Annotated in this window: 14 protein-coding genes; 4 read left to right on the forward strand and 10 right to left on the reverse strand. The window is 56.6% G+C overall.

What is annotated here, in order from left to right:
• Window positions 1–45 precede the first annotated feature (45 nt).
• The 8 genes from LB554_RS25980 to LB554_RS26015 form a co-directional block, all read right to left on the reverse strand.
• Window positions 46–1,662, reverse strand: coding sequence for a glycosyltransferase (locus LB554_RS25980; protein ID WP_224587665.1), 1,617 nt, complete (start codon window positions 1,660–1,662; stop codon window positions 46–48).
• A complete protein-coding gene (locus LB554_RS25985) occupies window positions 1,659–2,846 on the reverse strand; it encodes a glycosyltransferase (RefSeq protein WP_224587667.1) in 1,188 nt (395 codons plus the stop codon). Before LB554_RS25985 ends, LB554_RS25980 begins: the two co-directional genes overlap by 4 nt.
• A 44-nt stretch (window positions 2,847–2,890) precedes the next feature.
• Window positions 2,891–3,649 (reverse strand): ABC transporter ATP-binding protein, encoded by a 759-nt coding sequence (locus LB554_RS25990; protein ID WP_224587669.1) that lies wholly within the window; start codon window positions 3,647–3,649, stop codon window positions 2,891–2,893.
• Window positions 3,646–4,371, reverse strand: coding sequence for an ABC transporter permease (locus LB554_RS25995; RefSeq protein WP_263486019.1), 726 nt, complete (start codon window positions 4,369–4,371; stop codon window positions 3,646–3,648). Before LB554_RS25995 ends, LB554_RS25990 begins: the two co-directional genes overlap by 4 nt.
• A gap of 78 nt (window positions 4,372–4,449) precedes the next feature.
• Window positions 4,450–5,550, reverse strand: a complete 1,101-nt coding sequence (locus LB554_RS26000) for a DegT/DnrJ/EryC1/StrS family aminotransferase (protein ID WP_224587673.1) — start codon at window positions 5,548–5,550, stop codon at window positions 4,450–4,452.
• A gap of 3 nt (window positions 5,551–5,553) precedes the next feature.
• Window positions 5,554–6,639: a GDP-mannose 4,6-dehydratase gene (gene gmd, locus LB554_RS26005; RefSeq protein ID WP_224587675.1), complete on the reverse strand. Its 1,086-nt coding sequence runs from the start codon at window positions 6,637–6,639 to the stop codon at window positions 5,554–5,556.
• Window positions 6,640–6,719: 80 nt separating this feature from the next.
• A complete protein-coding gene (locus LB554_RS26010; protein WP_140717793.1) occupies window positions 6,720–8,135 on the reverse strand; it encodes a mannose-1-phosphate guanylyltransferase/mannose-6-phosphate isomerase in 1,416 nt (471 codons plus the stop codon).
• The gene (locus LB554_RS26015; RefSeq protein WP_041163887.1) at window positions 8,135–9,565 is read right to left on the reverse strand and encodes a phosphomannomutase; all 1,431 of its coding nucleotides are present in this window, start codon (window positions 9,563–9,565) and stop codon (window positions 8,135–8,137) included. The genes LB554_RS26010 and LB554_RS26015 overlap by 1 nt, the downstream gene beginning before the upstream one ends.
• A 462-nt stretch (window positions 9,566–10,027) precedes the next feature.
• Here LB554_RS26015 and LB554_RS26020 point away from each other — a divergent pair, with 462 nt between their 5' ends.
• From LB554_RS26020 to LB554_RS26030, 3 genes are all read left to right on the forward strand, one after another.
• Window positions 10,028–12,016, forward strand: coding sequence for a UDP-N-acetylglucosamine 4,6-dehydratase (locus tag LB554_RS26020; RefSeq protein WP_041163495.1), 1,989 nt, complete (start codon window positions 10,028–10,030; stop codon window positions 12,014–12,016).
• Window positions 12,017–12,038: 22 nt separating this feature from the next.
• Complete coding sequence (locus LB554_RS26025; protein WP_023771497.1) at window positions 12,039–12,326, forward strand: hypothetical protein; 288 nt, start codon at window positions 12,039–12,041, stop codon at window positions 12,324–12,326.
• Between the two features lie 118 nt (window positions 12,327–12,444).
• Window positions 12,445–12,984, forward strand: coding sequence for a sugar transferase (locus tag LB554_RS26030; RefSeq protein ID WP_015318705.1), 540 nt, complete (start codon window positions 12,445–12,447; stop codon window positions 12,982–12,984).
• A gap of 41 nt (window positions 12,985–13,025) precedes the next feature.
• On the opposite strand, the gene LB554_RS26035 is transcribed toward LB554_RS26030, so the two are convergent.
• Complete coding sequence (locus tag LB554_RS26035) at window positions 13,026–13,973, reverse strand: NAD-dependent epimerase/dehydratase family protein (protein ID WP_015318704.1); 948 nt, start codon at window positions 13,971–13,973, stop codon at window positions 13,026–13,028.
• A 17-nt stretch (window positions 13,974–13,990) separates the two neighbouring features.
• Entirely contained in the window at window positions 13,991–15,358 is a 1,368-nt protein-coding gene (locus LB554_RS26040) for an O-antigen ligase family protein (RefSeq protein WP_224587677.1), read from the reverse strand.
• Window positions 15,359–15,388: 30 nt separating this feature from the next.
• On the opposite strand from LB554_RS26040, the gene LB554_RS26045 reads away from it, so the two are divergent.
• On the forward strand, window positions 15,389–15,778 hold the full coding sequence (locus tag LB554_RS26045) for a hypothetical protein (RefSeq protein WP_157163665.1): 390 nt from the start codon (window positions 15,389–15,391) through the stop codon (window positions 15,776–15,778).
• The last annotated feature ends 1 nt before the right edge of the window (window position 15,779 follow it).

The raw sequence follows: 15,779 nt of genomic DNA on the forward strand, positions 1-15,779 counted from the left end.
TTGCTGCCACGTAGGCAGCCTTGATCTGGTCGATTTCACGCAACCTCATCTTACCTTCGATCTATTTTTCGCCTCGGGTCGCGTCCGCTTCTGTTCGGTGGCACTTCTAACAATAAGATCGAGGTATTCCTTGGCCACAACCTCCCAGGTCCTCGAGGACATCGTTTCGAACAAAGGCTTCTGCGCTTCCAATAAGGCTTGCCTATTATCCAGCGCCCAAAGGATTTTCTGCAACATCTCTTCTCGATCCATGGGGTCAAAGGTCATGAGATCAAGCAAAGCTTGATCTTGAATGACTTCCGTCACCACAGGTATCCTACTCATTATCGACGGCGTGCCGACCGAGTAAGCTTCGGAAAAGGTAAACGGAAACCCACCCTCAAACTGAGTTGGTGTTACTGAAAGAACTGCAAGCCTATAAAGAGCGGCCAAAACGTAATTCGGCACAGATGGCAGAGACACGACGTCCCTTTGCAAACCGCGTTCCCCGATGAGTTTCCAGACACGTTCATTGCTTGCCGTACGGCCAGTGAGAATTAATTTTACAGGCTGATAGTGATCCCGGAGCACCCTCTCAAAAACGCCTATCAATGCTTCGATGTTCTTGTGTGGTCGAATCTGTGAGGAGTAGAATAGGAATTTCACGTCGTCGAACCGGAAGCCGCGAAGGTATTCGGGAAAGCTCTCTTCCTTCTCTTTCAGATAGTTGTGCAGAACATCCAATGCATTTTGTTTGGTTCCATTACCTCGTTCAATCGATGCCATGTCGACAAAGCCATGTCGGATCACAGTTACATGGCGCGGGTCTACGTTATGTCGGCTGACAATATGACTGGTCTTCACATGATCGCTGTAGGTGATCAACTGGTCCGCGCCAGCAATGCTCTTCGACATCCGCTCCGACGTTCTCATCTCGGCCGGACCAACATACTGCGCGGGATGCTCGTAAAAAACGATGTCAGGAGCAGCCATTACCACTTTTCCGCGGAGTCTGGATATCTCCGGCCAGAACATCGAAGGCACGTACCAGACATCTATGTCCCGTCGTCTATTTAGCAGTTTGACGAGGCGATTAAGCTCGTGAGATTGAACAGTATCAAGCGGTCCTATAGTGCTGAGAATGTAATAGAATCTCGACATAACCCAATTTTTGGCCCGATAGTATCGACTTCCTCTAAATTTGGAAGAGAGCCGTCTTGCCGCATAAATGCCAACACCAATAGTCGCCAGAATTAACAGAGGAAGCGTAAATGCAAGAGTAAGAATAAGTATAAGTATAATGCCGAAGGCGAAGACATAAAAAGACGAGTGCGAAAGCCAGTCGACAATAATGCGCATACCTTTGGTGATGTATCTAAACAGGCGATTTCGCTTTAATTTCCGAGGCTTCGACTTCTGGAATATCCTTGTCCAAACTCTCCACAGCCTTATAAGATAAGGTTCGCCCTTTGTTGTTATGATGTCAACGGAGCCGGCCGGTACACCCGCATCGTCCAAAAGATTGAGGATATCTTTCTTCAACCAGGCAGGGCCAGCTATGGTAACCGAGATATCTCCGGCTCTTACGGCTCCTCGCACGATAAAGCCAAGCAGACGAGTGATGCCCTCGTGCGGCACGAGCTGCCTTGGTGTGTATCCAAGAAAAATACCGAGCTTCTTCATGCCGCGATCCCTTTCAGCATCGCCCAATATTCTGCGGCGTATCGCTGCCAGGAATGCTGTGACAGAGCTTCGCGGTTTGGTAGAGACCCGCGCAGCCTGTCAGCCTTCGTTTCCATATTCTTTAATGCAAACGCCATTTGCTTTGAGTTTTTCGCGTTAAAAAACTCCATTGGGATAGAGAACCGCTCGCCGATGTACCGCATTTGCGGATAATCGCTTGAGAGAGATGGTGTCCCAAGCCAAGCAGCCTCAGCAACGGCGAAAGTCCCATTGTCGTAAATCGTAGGGTGCCAAAGGAATCTCGCACGAGCGACAGCGGTAGAGTATGCCGCATCAGAAAGCTCGCCCAGGAAGTGAACGTTGTCCCTGATAGAAGGTGACAGTCGGATCTTCTTTTGGATATCCTGGATATATGGTATTTTTTGAAACCATTCCGGCGTGTCCGCATTCTCTGGGTCCATATAGTCGGAGAACGGACCCACAACTTTTAAGCCGAGAGTTCCGTTAAGATCATCGTAGTACTCACGAATAGCATCCAGCGCCCGCAAGTGGTTTTTGTGTTTTGTGGTATTGGTCGGCCAGACGAAATAGTCCTTTTTTAACTTATTGGAGGACGACCTCGTCTCCGCGATTGAGGTCGGATCAAAGTCCATCGGCGCGAGAGATACTCGACTTCGGGGGACTCCAACATAAGAAACCACGTCTTCAGCGGTTTGGGGTGTGGTGGTGATTACTGCGTTAGCCTCTCGTACGGATTGCAAAAAAGGCAGATCGTAGCCCCCGCTCGCGTTGGCTTCAAAAATCTCGGGCACATACCGTTGAATGTAGTCAGTTGCGAAGATGGCATACGGCCGGATTGGGGCCAGAGGTTTTAATGTACGATCCGAAACGATCAACCAAAGATCAGAGTCGGCGAAGTTTTTCAGGCCGTCGATGGGCATTTGATAGGCATCGAACGGCAAAGTCACCCGTCGGCCTTGGTTCGCATTTGCGGCCTCAACTGTCTCAGCCGGAACTTCTAGCCAGTCGAATTCCACAATATCAATACCATCTTCGACAGCATCAGTGAAATCCGCCACCAGATCATATTTTCCAGAGAGGACGCCGATCCGAACCCGACATGACTCACCAGCTTGCGAACTTCCGGCACGGATCATGCGCGCGATGGTTTTCGTGACACGCAACGATCCGCCACGATAAGGAAACGGCAAAATTATCGTTATATGTCTTAGCAATTTGCACCAATCCCATTTGCCATCATATAGTTGGAGACCGCGTCCACGATATCGCCGTCAAAGATGACCTCACCGTGATGAAACACAATTCCCCTTGCGCATATGGACTGTAGTGTTTTGAAGTCATGCGAAGCCAAAAGCAGAATCTCCGCCTGCTCGACGAGATCGAGAATGCGTTGGCGTGCTTTTCCCATGAAGTTCGCGTCACCGGCGCCGATCACCTCATCGAGAAGGAGAATGTCACCACCGACGGCTGTCGAAATCGCAAAGGCGAGGCGCACCTGCATGCCAGCCGAGTAGGTCTTGATCGGGTAGTCGATGAACTCCCCGATGTCGGCAAATGCGACAACCTCTTCCTCGATCGAGCGCATGAATTTCGGCGAGAGACCGAGGAGAAGTCCACGATACAGGATGTTCTCTCGGCCAGTAGCGTCAGGTTCGAAACCCAAACTCAGGTCAAACAATGACCGGACGGTTCCCTCGACCACCCGTTTTCCTGACGATACGGGGTATAATCCTGCCACCATCTTGAGGAACGTGCTCTTGCCTGCCCCATTGTGCCCCAGAAGACCAACCCGCTCGCCAGGACCAATGTCGAGACTGATATTCTTCAATGCGTGGATGTCCACGATCTTCTTGGCTCCGCCATTCAACGTCGCCAGCGATGCCAGCATCGATTTGAGGGAGCGCTCTCTAAAGCCCACCGATGCATAATGGAGGTTTACCGATTCGAGGCGGATCTGGTTTGTCATAGATAGAAGATCACCCTCTTTTCAGCCGACCTGCCTACGAGTGCCGCGACAATCATGAGCACGGCGATGGTCCCCAGGCACCACAGGTAATTGGCTGCGACAGGCCATTCGCCGTGTAAAAGCGGGGCGCGTACAATCTGGAGGAGGTGATAGATCGGATTGTAGTCGAGAAGGACGTGCAAGTTTCCTTTGCGGAATACCGAAGTCTCGAAATAGATCGGCGAAACGAACCATACGGCTTGCAATATCAGGCCGAGCGCATGCGGCAGGTCGCGAAAACGGGCAGAAAAATACGCCATTATCGTCGCCCAAGGCCAGACAATCAGACCAATGATTGGAAATATTGTGAGGGCTGCAAGCCATGACCACCCGAAGTTCTGCGGCATGACGACGAGCACCCAGCCGATGAGGCTGATGCTGGCCATAGCAAGCACCACAAGCCCGGAAATGACGTTTCGAAGCGTATATATCGCTAACGGGTGGCGTGTCTGCTTGATGTAGGCGTCGGCTTGAACGAAAGCCAAGGCGCCCCCACTCACGTTGAAGACAATGTATTCCCAGATGACAACCCCGGAGAGAATATAGGGCGCATATTCCGAGATCGCGGAATCGAAAATACGGCTGAATACGATAGAGATGAGGATTGTTAGGCCCAGCGGCTGGATAATCGACCAAAGGACACCGAAGAAAGACCTTCTCCAGCGCCCGCGCAGGTCCGACATCGCGAGATGTATCCAAAAATAGCGCGCGGCCCAGATACCTCTTATGTACTCACCCACAGGCCACTTCCTGACGCAAAATCACAGCGATCGGCTTTCGAAATAACCGGCGATCGAAGAACATACGCGGTTCAGTTGTTCTTCCGTCAGTCCGGGATAGCTCGGCAGATTGATGCCACGCTTGCTCATGCTGTCGCCGATCGGGAAAGTCTGGTCGGAATGACAGTGCGGCATGTGGCTCGCTAAGGGGAAAAACGGGCGCGTCTCGATTTCATCGTCGGCAAGACGGGCACGCAGCCGATCTCGATCCTCGACTTGATCAACGACAATCGAACACATCCAGTGCGAGTGATTAACGTCGCCGACGGGATCATGGGTCCTCAATGGAAGCCGGGACAGTCGGGTCCGGTATATCTCTGCAATTTGCTGCTTGCGCGCTATGATCTCTTCAGCCATCTCGATCTGGGCAAGCCCGATCGCCGCCTGGATGTTGGTCATCCGATAATTATAAGCGAGCATGTCGTGCCAGTATTCACGGGTCGGGGAAACGCCCTGGCTTTTCAGGCGCCGGCACTTGTCCATCACATCGGCGGATCGCGCCAGCACCATTCCCCCTTCGCCCGTCGTAATTGTTTTGTTCCCGAAGAAGCTGAAAGTGGCAACATCTCCGAACGTGCCGACGTGCTGACCCCGCCAGCGGGTTCCGAAGCCTTCCGCGCAATCTTCGACGAGCAGCAGATTATGGTCGCGGCAGAGAATTGGGATCGCATCCATGTCGCAAGGATGGCCATACAGATGCACTGCCATGACCGCGCGGGTCCTGGGGGTTATGGCGTTTCGCACTGCCTGTGGATCCATCTGCAGGGTGTCTTCCAAAGAATCGACGTAGATCGGCGTGGCGCCGGTCTGCAAAATGGTATTAACGGACGCAATATAGGTGAAACTTGGAACGATGACCTCATCGCCGGCACCGATCCCCAGCGCATCCAATGCAAGATGAAGGGCTACGGTACCGTTTGCGACGCTTGTCGCTTGTTGGGCGCCAACATATTCCGCAAACGCGTTTTCAAAGCGGGATATGAAGGGTCCGCGAGAAGAAATCCAACCCGTTGTCAGGCACTCATTGACGTATGCCGAAACCTCTCCGGCAAGGTGTGGTTCGTATACTGGAATTTTTCTCACGGTTCATTCTTTGCGGGTAAAGAGTTGATAACCATGCTCCGTAAGGAGCTGTTCGCGTTGAGCGCTCTTAAAATCCTCGCGGGTCATTTCTTTCACAAGATCAATGAACTTGGTCCTGGGTTCCCAGCCAAGGTTCTTTCGAGCTTTGCTGGGATCACCAAGAAGGGTTTCGACTTCCGTCGGCCGGAAATAGCCAGGGTCCACAGCCACGATACATTGGCCATGCGAGTCATATCCCTTCTCGTCGATGCCCTTTCCCTCCCACCGGATTCGGATATCCAGTTCCGCAGCCGCTAAGGTCACAAACTCACGGACCGAGTGCTGCTCGCCAGTAGCGATGACGTAATCCTCGGCCTTTTCCTGCTGCAGCATAAGCCATTGCATCTCGACGTAGTCTTTGGCGTGCCCCCAGTCGCGCAAGGAGTCGAGATTGCCCAGGTAGAGTCTGTCTTGGATGCCTAGCTTGATACGCGCGAGGGCTCGCGTAATCTTGCGCGTCACAAATGTCTCGCCCCGCATCGGAGACTCGTGATTGAACAAAATGCCGTTGCACGCGTAGATACCGTATGCTTCGCGATAGTTGACGGTAATCCAATACGCATACAATTTGGCCACGGCATATGGCGACCGCGGGTAGAATGGTGTGGTTTCCGTTTGGGGCGTCTCTTGCACAAGCCCGTAGAGCTCGGAGGTGGATGCCTGGTAGAAACGGACTTTCTGCGCCAAACCGAGGATACGAATGGCTTCCAAAATTCTCAACGCTCCTAAGGCGTCTGAATTTGCGGTGTATTCGGGTTCCTCAAACGAAACGGCTACGTGGCTCTGTGCCGCCAGATTATAAATCTCATCCGGCTGAACGAGCTGAATAATCCTCATCAGGCTTGATGAGTCAGTCAGGTCGCCGTGATGCAATGTCAAATCCACACCCTTTTCATGCGGATCATGATACAAATGATCGATGCGATCCGTATTAAAAAGGGATGTGCGGCGCCTTACGCCGTGAACGGAATAACCCTTTTCCAGCAGGAGTTCCGCCAGATAGGCGCCGTCCTGCCCGGTGATGCCGGTTATCAGTGCTTTTTTCTTCATCAATGTTCTCGATGTATCCGATTTGTGTCCGCCTAGCCCCTAAGGCTTTGCCGCCCTTAGCTCTGCGAGCCAACCGGTTGTCAGGCGCGGCCGTATACGTCGTCGAAGCGCACGATGTCATCCTCGCCGAGATAATCGCCGCTTTGTACTTCAATGATCACCAGGTCGATTCTTCCCGGGTTTTCCAGCCGATGTTTGTGGCCGCAGGGGATGTAGGTCGATTCGTTGGTCGCCAGAAACAGCTCCTGGTCGCCATTGACTATTTTCGCGGAGCCGCTGACCACGACCCAGTGCTCGGAACGATGGTAGTGCATTTGCAGGCTCAAACGTCTACCGGGCTTCACCTCGATGCGTTTGATCTTGAAGCGCTCGCCTTCCTCCAGAACCGTATAGGTACCCCACGGGCGGTGCACCGTGCTGTGAAGCAGGTGCGCTTCATGTCCAGAAGCCTTGAGGTCGTCAAACAGCTTCTTGACGTCCTGAACACGGTCGCGGGATGCGACAAGCAACGCATCCGGGGAATCCACGATCACCAGGTCGCTGACGCCGACCGTGCCGATGACGCGCTTATCGGAGCTCACATAGCTACCGGTTGTGTCGATCATGTGAACATCGCCGCGTATCCTGTTCCCGCTTGCATCGGGAGCGATCAGGTCGGCCATTGCGTTCCACGACCCGATGTCGTTCCAATCCATGTCACAGGGAACCACGGCAAGATTGTTTGTCTTCTCCATGACCGCGTGGTCAAGCGAGACTCGCGGGGCGGAGCCAAAGTGCTCGGGCGCGAGTTCGATCTTGGCAAAGCCTTCGCCTTGACTGAAGTGGCCGTTCTCATAGCTGTCGGAGACAGCCTGGATCACCGCGGGACAATGCAAAGCCATTTCGTCGAGCATGGTTTGTGCGCTGAAGCAGAAGATGCCGCCGTTCCAGAAGAAGCGCTTGGATGCGACATAGGCCTTGGCCGTCTCGAGATCAGGTTTTTCAACGAAACGGACGACTTTCTCACCATCCGCTTCGATATAACCGAATGCAGTGTCCGGTCTGGTCGGGCTGATGCCCAATGTGGCGATCCGCCCCAGCTGCGCGTGTTCGATGGCCCGGCCCATCACGGCCAGAAAAGCAGGCAGGTTGCCAATCATGTGATCCGCCGGGAAGACACACAGAATCACCTCAGGACCCTGCGTTGCCTTGGCATGGATAGCGGCCGCCGCCACCGCGGCGGCCGTATCGCGGCCTTCCGGTTCGAGCAGAAATGTGCGCGGCAACATCACGGAATCCAGTTCGTCGAAATCGTCTTTCGTCAGGAACAGGTGTTCTCCGGACGTTACCACGACGAGTTCCACGACATGCTCTATCGAAGCTGCGCGCAACACTGTGTGCTGAATAAGAGAATGTCCGTCAGCCACTTTGAGGAAAGGTTTGGGGTGCGATTGCCTCGAGGCGGGCCATAGTCGCGATCCGGCTCCACCGCTGATGATGACGGGAACCACTTTCATTACGCGACCTCTGCTTCGTTTGTGGATGTGATTGCCCGCGCTCTTTCGAGCGTCAGCGCCACGATCGCTGTCGCTCTGCTTGGGTCCATAGCCTCTGAATAACAGCGAAGCTCCGGCGCGTTGCCGGACGGCCGCAGATGGATGATCTCGCCGGTTTCCATTTTTGTCCTTAGCCCGTCAGTCTCGTCGACGTCGGCAACGGTCCCGAACGGCGCCAGAAATCGCTGCAGTGCATCCCGGTCCGCAAGCCGGCGCATCAAGCTGCGGGAACTCTCCACCGGAAAATTTTCGAGACGTTCGCTTGCGCAGGCGGGAAGATTCCACAGTTCGCGCAAACGCGACAGGGATTTTCCTGTCGACGCGACCATACCGAGAACGGCGAGGATGGGGAGCAGGGAATCTCGTGTCGGCAATGCCGTCAACGTTTTTCCGTGAAGTGAACAGTCCGCCCCCAGGAGAACGCCACCATTAGCCTCGAAGCCAATGACGGTTTTTTCGGGATGGTAGGAAGCTTCCATGGCTTCAACGACAAATGGAGATCCCACCTTTGTCCTCAGAACCGTAAAACCGAAAGCTTCCGAAATGCCTGAGTTGGAGGTCACGGGCGTCACTACGCTATCAGCCCGCAAGAACAAGGCCGTGGCGAGGCCGATCAGGTCGCCACGAAACAGATCGCCATTCTCGTCGGCGATAAGTGGTCGATCGGCATCGGCGTCGGCCGACACGATGGCGTCGAGCTTGAATTCTCGAGCCCAACCCTTGAACTTTGCAATTGTGGTCGGGTCAACGGCTTCGGTGTCGACAGGTACGAAGGTATCGGATTTCCCGACAGGTATCACATGGGCGCCAAAAGATTGGAGAACCTTCACGAGAAGGTCCGCCGCGACCGAACTGTGCTGATAGACGCCGAGCCTCATGCCTGAAAGGGATCCAGGCTCCAGGATGTCGTCAGCGCGCGCGCGATAGGCGGTAATCGCCTGGTCATGATGTCCTGGCAAAGCCGTTCCTATTGCCGGCGGGGCGTTATAAGCGTCTGACCTTTCCGCGGCATAGCGTGCTATAGCGGCTTCATCGGCCTTGCTGATCTCACCCTGCGGGTTATAGAATTTGATGCCATTGCGGTCAGCGGGTATATGCGAACCGGTCACCATAAGCGCCGCTGCGCCATGCTGCCGAGCATACAACGCCAAAGCTGGTGTTGGAATGGCACCGCAATCGATCGGTTGAAATCCACCAACCACCAAGGCAGCCATGCAGTTGGCTGCAATGGTCGGGCTACTATCGCGCAAGTCGCGACCTATGAACACCTTGGCCTTCGGCTGGAGCCCGCCTGCTGCTAGGCGCCAAGCGAAGGCTTCAGTATAAAGTCCACTCGGTTTGCCGACCAGTTCCGAAGCCAAGCCTCGAAGGCCACTCGATCCAAATTTCATTACTTCACTTTGGCTAGTGTGGGGGAAGGCCGTCATATTGCAGTGCGCCCATCTGTCAACCGGAAATCGTTTGGCCAGCCGTCCAGTGTTCCTCGGGCTCTCCAAATAGTGCGTCGGTAATGGCTTGGGCGAGACTTCGTGAGTAGTTGACCAGAAAGGCGGCGTCAAATCCGCCGAAATTTCCAATCTTTCGGCCGGTCTTGTAATCCACCTGAGTCGCGCGACAGTGTTTATAAGCGGAAGCTACTTTTCCAGTCGCTGTTACATGATATCTTCATCAACGCGCTCGTTCATGAGACGCCGGTGAAAAAATCCCTGGCGATGGCTTCAAGTCCACGCTATGCGATAAAGGCGGCGGGGGCCGAGAAATTTGCGCTAACATAGGTGGCCGGTGGCGAATGGTATTCGACCTGGCGCGGCATTGGTGTTGAAGTTCTCACGTCCGGAGTTCAGTACTGCCCAATGGTATCCTATATAGAAGCTGTGTTCGGGCTCAGGCCTCAGATGCGGCGCGCCTTCATCATGGTCCAGGACGTGGTCATGGTCCTGGTCGCCGTGGCGCTCAGCCTCGTCCTGTCGCGGTCGGATCTTTCCTTTGGGGCGCTCTCCACGGAGGGCCTTGTCACCTGGGCCGGCATCGTGGTCATCAGCCATCTGCTGTTCAGATATTGCGGCCTCTACACCACGGTCTGGCGCTTCGCTTCGACGCCTGATTTCTTCAACATCCTGAAGAGCTGCGCGATACTGACATTCGTCCTCTACGCCGTTTCACTGTTCGTGCGTTCCTTTCAGCCTGTCGCGGGGCTCAACGAGCGCCAGTTCATCGTCTTCCTGCTCGTCTCCTTCACCGTCATCTCGGCGCCCCGGCTGTTCTACCGCTTCCTGCGTGACGGCGCGAGCTGGGGTGTCCTCAGCGGCAAAGCCGACACGGCGCGCACCAAGCAGGCCCTGTTCGTCGGGCGGCTCGGCGAGGCCGACCTGATCATTCGTTTCACGCGCACGGCGCAACCCCCCGATCATACCATAGCCGGCATCATGGCCACCGAGCATGGCGCGCCGCTCGGCACGCGCATTCAAGGGGTCCCGGTGGTGGCGACCCGGCCGCGCCTGATCGATGTCCTGGAGGACTATGCGAGCGGCACCAAAAGCCTCGATCTGCTGATCTTCGGCAGCGGCGCCGAGCATGAGATCGAGGAATACTCGGAGCTGGTCCGTGTCGCGCGTCACGCCGACATAGCGGTCGTGCAGTTCGCAGGCCTTTCGCAGCTGGGCCAGGAGGGAAAGCTCGTTCTCGATGCCGTCGAGATGGAAACGATCCTGCGCCGCCCGACTGTGCCATCCGACATCGAGCGCATCGGCGCCTTCGTCGGCGGCAAGCGCGTCCTGGTCACGGGAGGCGCCGGCTCCATCGGGCGAATGCTGGTCAAGCGGTCGCTGGAGCTTGGAGCCGAGGCCGTGCTGGTCGCCGACAATTCCGAATTCGGCATCTTCCAGTTGAGCCAGTATATCGACGAGAAGCATCATGATCGCCTCAAGGTCCGCATCGTCGATGTCGCGGACCGGCGCCAGATGACGCGCGTCGTCACGGAATTCAAACCTGACATCATCTTCCATGCAGCGGCGTTGAAGCATGTTCCGCTGCTGGAGGAGAATTGGGAATCGGCCATCCAGACCAACGTCTTCGGCACGCTTGTCTGCGCCGAGGTCGCGGCTAAATGCGGAGTGGCGCAATTCGTAATGGTCTCGAGCGACAAGGCCGTCGATCCGACCTCCGTGCTCGGCATGACCAAGCGGGCCGCCGAACAGATCGTCAGCGCCCTGCACGGCACGCCGGCCGGCGAACCGGGCGGGCGTCGCGCCTCCACCAAGTTCATCGCCGTGCGCTTCGGCAACGTCTTCGGCAGCAATGGCTCGGTGGCGACCATATTCCAGGCGCAGATCGAGGCCGGCGGGCCGGTCACCATAACCGACCGGCGCATGACGCGCTATTTCATGACTGTCGCCGAAGCCGTCGATCTCGTCATCATGTCGGCGGCCGATGCCGCCTCGCGGCCGGCCGGCCAGGATTACGCCGTCTACATGCTCGACATGGGCAAGCCCGTGCCGATCGTCGAAGTGGCCGAAACGATGATCCGCATGGCGGGAAAAAGCCCCTATACGGACATTCCAATCCGCTTCACAGGCATCCGCCCGGGCGAAAAGCTCCACGAGACCCTGCACGGCGAGGACGAGGAACTGGTGGAACTCAGCATTGCCAAGATCTTCGGCCTGAGCACCGATGTCGCGCAGTGGTCGGATGTCCAGACAGCACTTGCGGCGCTTCAGCAGGAGATGAAGAGCCAGAACAAGGCAGCTTCGCTTGCCGCGCTTGCCGGTCTTGACCGCGCCAAGAAGGCGAGGGGGGCCACGCCTCAAGAGGTGATCCCGAAAACGGCTGGGCAGGCGACTTAGGCTGTGCAGAAAATAATCTTGAGTGCTTGATCTGGTCGGCGCCAATGCATCGTGGCAGGCGCGGATCTCCCGGCTGGGTCGCCTGTTCAAGGGCCAGTTCGCGGACTGGACCGATCTCAATCTTGCCGGCCTTGCCGTCAATCGCGATCTCCTTACGAAGGATGCGGTGGCGTGCCTCGACCTGTTCGCGAACGGTCGGCGAGGTTCCCTTTTCCAACGCCTGGGCGCCCTGCGCAAAAGCGGCGTCTATCGACAGACTTTTGCCGGCACCCTTGGACTCTATCTCGCCTTTGTCCTGGGTCGTATCTGAAATCGAGGACCGCGCGGCGCGCTTGGTTGGGAAGGCGACCTCGTGCTACGCCGGCCGGATTGACGGGCATCGCTGGCGGTTATCGCGTAGAGCCCTGGCAGGGAGCCCTATCGGCCACATGAAGACAGCCAAGAAAATCTTCGATCTCGCCGGTGCGGCTGTGCTGCTGGTGGCAACCTCTCCCATTCTATTGCTGGCCATTGTCGCCGTCCGGGTATCCTCGCCCGGTCCGGTGATTTTTTCACAAACGCGGATTGGCCGCGAAGGTGTGCTTTTTCGCTGCCACAAGTTGCGGACGATGTACCAGGGAACGCCATCCTTGCCCTCGCATGAAACCCCGGTGAGCGCCGTGACATCGGTTGGAAGGGGCTTGCGGAAATTCAAGCTCGACGAGTTGCCGCAGCTGTGGAATGTCCTGCGCGGCGAAATGAGCCTGGTCGGGCCGCGTCCTTGCCTGCCGACCCAGACGGAACTGATCGAATGCCGCAGGCGGCTGGGCGTTTTGCAGGCTTTGCCCGGGATGACAGGCTTGGCCCAGATCAGGGGCATCGACATGTCGAACCCGCAACTTCTGGCCGAAACCGATGCCACCTATCTCAGGAGCGCGTCGTTCTGGCTCGACCTTCGGATCCTGTTTGGAACACTTTATCGCGGCTGAGCAGCCCCGCTCCACAAGCGGAACCGGTCTTTGGGCCGGGATCAAACAGGACGTCGGGGGTTTCGGAGCCGCGCTATCTCGGTCAGCCGCTCCAGCGTGCTGGGTTCCGGCGCCCAGCCTTCCGAGACAAGCAGCGACGGGTCGCATATTTGCGTCGCCGTCAGGCTGTCCCAGAACATCCGCTTGCCAAGCAGTGTGGCGGCTGTCCGCATCGGTCCAGCCGGCACGGTCATCAGGCGCGTCGGCCTCCGCAAGCCGCGGCGAAAGGCACCGATGACGGCAGCGACGGACACCGGCGGCTCGTCGCTGGCGAGATAGATCGGACGAAGTGGCTCGGAATGGCAAAGCAGATGCCACACCGCCCGTGCCGCGGATTGCGATGATAGCAGCGAGCGGTTCGCCGTCAATGCGCCCGTTGGCATCGGCAGAGCCGTATCGGCGAGCCGCATCAGCGTCGCCAGGTTTCCTTTCATCCCGATCCCGTAGACTGGAGGCAGCCGCAATATGGCCGCGTCGGCACGGCCATGCGAGGCATAGGCGCCCAACACGGCGATTTCTGCTTCACGTTTCGAGCGCCCGTAGGCGTCTTGTGGGTCGGGGATCGTGTTTTCGTCGATGGTTGCGCTGGCACGCGCGCCGATCACGGCCCGGATCGAGGAAAGATGAATGAACCGTCCGCTTGCCTGCGTGGCGGCGGCATGCGCCAGACGTGCGCTCAATTGCGCATTGGCTGCCCGAAAATCAGCTTCGGCGGCATTGCCCTGATCATTGTTCAGACCCGCGCAATGGACGACATCCGTAACATCCCTGGTCAGCGCCAGGAAAGCCTCGGCAGGTGCATCGTACCCCGGCATCTGCATCGTGTCGGGCCCGGCATCAAGTCTCTCCGGCTGACGGGAGGCAAGGCGAAGTTCGACACCGGCCTCACGAAGCCGATGGACCACCTGGCGGCCGATGAAACCCGTCGCGCCCGTAACCAGGACTTTCATTGTCTTGCCAGGACCGGCTATCGGGCGGCTGGCGGAGGTGCCAGGTCTGATGGAATGGCTTCCGTCACCAGTGGAACGGTTTGGCTTTTCGGTGGTGACGTCGCCTGGGCTCCCACCACTGGTGGAAGGGCTTGCCTTTCCACCAACGCGGCCTGGCGGCCACAGGCAAGATATGTTCCCGACACCAGGAAGACCATAAAGACCGAGTCAAGAATGTCATGGCCGATCAGGATGCCCGTCATGCCGGCAGTCAGGTAGGTGATCACGACGGCGACGATCATGGTGGCGCCGAACCGTTCGATCGGATCGGTGCTGTCACGGAGGACCAGGGCTGCATTTCTGACGGCAGCCACAAAGATCGCCGCCAGCGTCACCGCACCCAAGATTCCCGCTTGTACCAAGGCGGTCAGGAAGCCGTTGTGGAAATGACTGAAACCTGCATCCATCCCGAACTGATCCTGAAAGCCCTGCTTGATCAAGAGCCGGGTGGCACCCACCCCATGTCCAAACAATGGCATCTCATGAAATGCCTTCAGGCCGATATCCCAAAGCGCGACGCGTAGTCCCAAAGCAGTCGTGTGGTCACCATGGGCCGCCAGCGCATCCCAGTCGGAGTGCAGAAATGCGACGCGCCCCGCTATCGTCTGGAACCCGAAAAACGCGATAGCGACCGCAATCGCGGCCAGCAGCAAAAGCACGCGAACGGCATCTCTCCCTCTTAGCTTCTGCTGGTTGATCAACAGAACGGCGACACCGACAATCAGCAGTGCCAGCCAGACGATGCGCGTACCGGAGTAGATGATGGCGATCGTTCCGCCGAGTGCGGCGCAGGCGAGGGCGATCCTGTATTTCTCTATACCGGATAGGGCAGCGGCCACGCAGATCACCACCGCAAGGCAGAGGACCTCAGCAAAAACGATCGCATTCCCCGCCCCACCCTCGGCGCGCATACCAAGTCGATATTGCTGATAAACCGCCAGCAGCAGCGCTCCGAAACAAGCCGCCATGCTGGCCAACACAATGATGCGGACGAGCGTTGTTTTTTGCGTAGTGCTCCAGGTCGAATAGGAAATGGGAAAAAACAGAAAGGTGATCAGCGGGACAAGATGCCGTGCGTCCTTGACGATCGCGTGGTTGACGATGGACGCCAGGACATTGCTTGCGCAATAGGCGTAGATCGCGATCGTTAGCGCCATCATCGCCCGGTCGACATTGAAGTGCCTTCTCTTCAAGGCGATCAACAGGACGGACCATAGTCCGCCGCCGTTGAACACGAAGCTGACCGCCGATCCCAGGACCGGGGGAGAAAAGAAGCAGAGAATGGAGAAGTAGACATTGATCCGCGAAGGCGTGATTTGCTGCCTTATGAATGAAAGCCGGTTCAATTTCCGGACCCGCTATTCTCGAGAAAATTTATGCGGCACATCGTGTTCGGTGAAACCCCAACATGCTTACCTCGAAATTGCCCATTCATAATGCATCTTGCCCTCTCTCAAAAAGCGTATAGCGGCTGTGCCGCTGTTTCGATAGTGCGCCCTGATCGAAACCTGCGGTCGGCACCGGTTGACCCTGAAGCATCCCCAGCGATCTCGCAGGCAATATTTTTCCAGCCTTTTCACGGCTGGAAGCTCTCCAAGCAGAAATTTCCGGGTTTTGTCGCAACCGTGGAAAATTCATTCCCGAACGAATGGCTGTCGGGCTCGTCCTGCATTGTTCTGGGCCGCGACGATCTGCTAGAACGCCCGCACGAAACACTTGTCCAGAAGCGAAGCTTTGAACCGGGCGCAAAAGGCTCGATGATTTGAC

The sequence above is a fragment of the Mesorhizobium sp. CO1-1-11 genome (genome assembly GCF_020164995.1).
Taxonomy (GTDB): Bacteria; Pseudomonadota; Alphaproteobacteria; order Rhizobiales; family Rhizobiaceae; genus Mesorhizobium; species Mesorhizobium australicum.